Below are 1,891 nucleotides of genomic sequence, written 5' to 3' on the forward strand. Positions count from 1 at the left end.
TTAGCCCCCTTGCGGGGATTACCGGTTCCCGTTATGGTTCGCCCATGGCTAAGGCACCCACCCCCCGTGATCGCGTTGGCGGTCGTGTGAATCTCACCCTCCCTCCGGAGGTCGATCTGGTGCTTGGTCGTCTCGCTGAGGCTGCTGGAACGGGCAAGGCGAGCTTTGTCCGGGAATGGCTGGTGAGCATGACCCCCCAGCTCGTACAGATGGCAGAGGCGCTGGAAGCCGCAAAGGCAGGCCAGATGGACAGCCTCTCGATGATGTCGAAAACACTTCGTGGTGCTGTGCAGGGTGGCCAGCAAGCCCAGCTCGAATTAACCAAGCTGCGCGCGGTTGTTCGTAAGCGGAAGTTGCTCAAGTGATCGACTGGCTGACGTTCCTCGCGCCCTGTGCCCATGCGCACGCGATCGACGGCGGCCAAGTTCTCTCCCTTGCTCCCGGTGGTGAGTTGCAGTGGATGAGTCGTAAGCGAGCGAGCGTTCGCGGTTCATTCGATACCTGCCTCACCATTCGGACAGCAACGCATACGCCGGAGCCTCTCACCCATGTGGAGATTTCCGGTAACCCGGTGAAGTTCTTTCAGGGTCACAACCTGTGGGGCTCCGATGACGTGCACGCGTTGGTGGTGCATACCCTCGACCATCTTTCGGGTCTTGGTGATCTGGGTCTACTTCCAACGGCTGAGGACAGGGCCGCATGGTTGTCCGGGGATGTTCGGCTGACCCGTGTCGATCAAACACAGTCGTACCATCTTGGCAATTTGTCCGACGTTCTCGCCTGGCTGAGGGCTGCCGAGCAAACCGCGCACCTGTCGCACCGTGGTCGCGGTCAGTTGGTCAAGGGCAGCACCTTGTACTTTGGCCAGCACTCCCGGCGTTGGTCGCTCAAGCTGTATGCGAAGGGTCAGGAGATCCGTGACAAGGGTCACCGGCAGGAAATGATCCTTGATTTGCCGCACGCGCTGGCTTGGGCTGACCGCACTCTACGTGCAGAATTGGTGCTTCGCTCGATGGAGCTGCGCCGCCTCGGACTGGACATGGTGACCGCTTGGTCACAGCTCGACGGTGTAGACTCAGCGGTAACCGCGCGGTTACTGCAGGACCGCCTCGGAGCCATGACCATGAACACCGTTGCTCACCTCTCCGCCTCCGTTCTCGACTCGCTGCGCCCCTCCCTGCGCATGGCCTACCAGTCGTGGGAAGCCGGGTGTGATCTTCGGGCCATCGTCAGTCGTCCAACGTTCTACCGCTACCGTGCTGACCTTCTTCCGCATGGCATCGATATTGCCGCGCTGAACCCGAAGGAAAGGAGCAACGTTGTGCCGCTCGTGCGTGTGCTGGAAGCCGTGCCAGCCCCTGTTCCTGACTGGGCACACGGGACGCATCTGTACTGGGAACCTCGCCGGATCGCCTGATCCGTTTGGCCGTCTAAACGCCGCTGCTGAGGTCGTCCCTATTTAACCGCCAGTGACAATGGCCGTTGTCGCAGCCTACCGAAGGTGGCCGATAGGCCGGACGCTCGTTCTTGATCTCGACGCCCATCGGAGCTGCGCCTCCCAGGTGTTTCGCCGTGTCTGGGATCGACGCGCACCACTCACGCCAAACCTGCTGTTCCTGCATTACCGCCGAACACGGAGAAAGCCACCCCTCCCCATGCCGCCGGGAAGCGGCTTTGCCGCCCGCCGGCATGGGGAGGGGTGGCGCTTCGTACCATCGCCGGGGGCAGGAGCTGGGGAGGTGTGCGGGTTCAGTGATACCGCACATTTGTCTCAACTTTTGACAGTACCCCCCCCTTTAGCCCCCTTGCGGGGATTACCGGTTCCCGTTATGGTTCGCCCATGGCTAAGGCACCCACCCCCCGTGATCGCGTTGGCGGTCGTGTGAATCTC

At 61.7% G+C, this 1,891-nt stretch carries 2 protein-coding genes; both read left to right on the forward strand.

What is annotated here, in order from left to right:
* Window positions 1–365, forward strand: a 365-nt coding sequence (locus tag HDE77_RS20205) for a hypothetical protein (RefSeq protein ID WP_221444396.1), incomplete at its 5' end; no start/stop codon positions are given.
* The gene (locus tag HDE77_RS20210; protein WP_184419719.1) at window positions 362–1,417 is read left to right on the forward strand and encodes a phage/plasmid replication protein, II/X family; all 1,056 of its coding nucleotides are present in this window, start codon (window positions 362–364) and stop codon (window positions 1,415–1,417) included. The genes HDE77_RS20205 and HDE77_RS20210, both read left to right, overlap by 4 nt.
* Window positions 1,418–1,891: the final 474 nt, after the last annotated feature.

Source organism: Rhodanobacter sp. MP7CTX1 (genome assembly GCF_014205795.1).
Taxonomy (GTDB): domain Bacteria; phylum Pseudomonadota; class Gammaproteobacteria; order Xanthomonadales; family Rhodanobacteraceae; genus Rhodanobacter.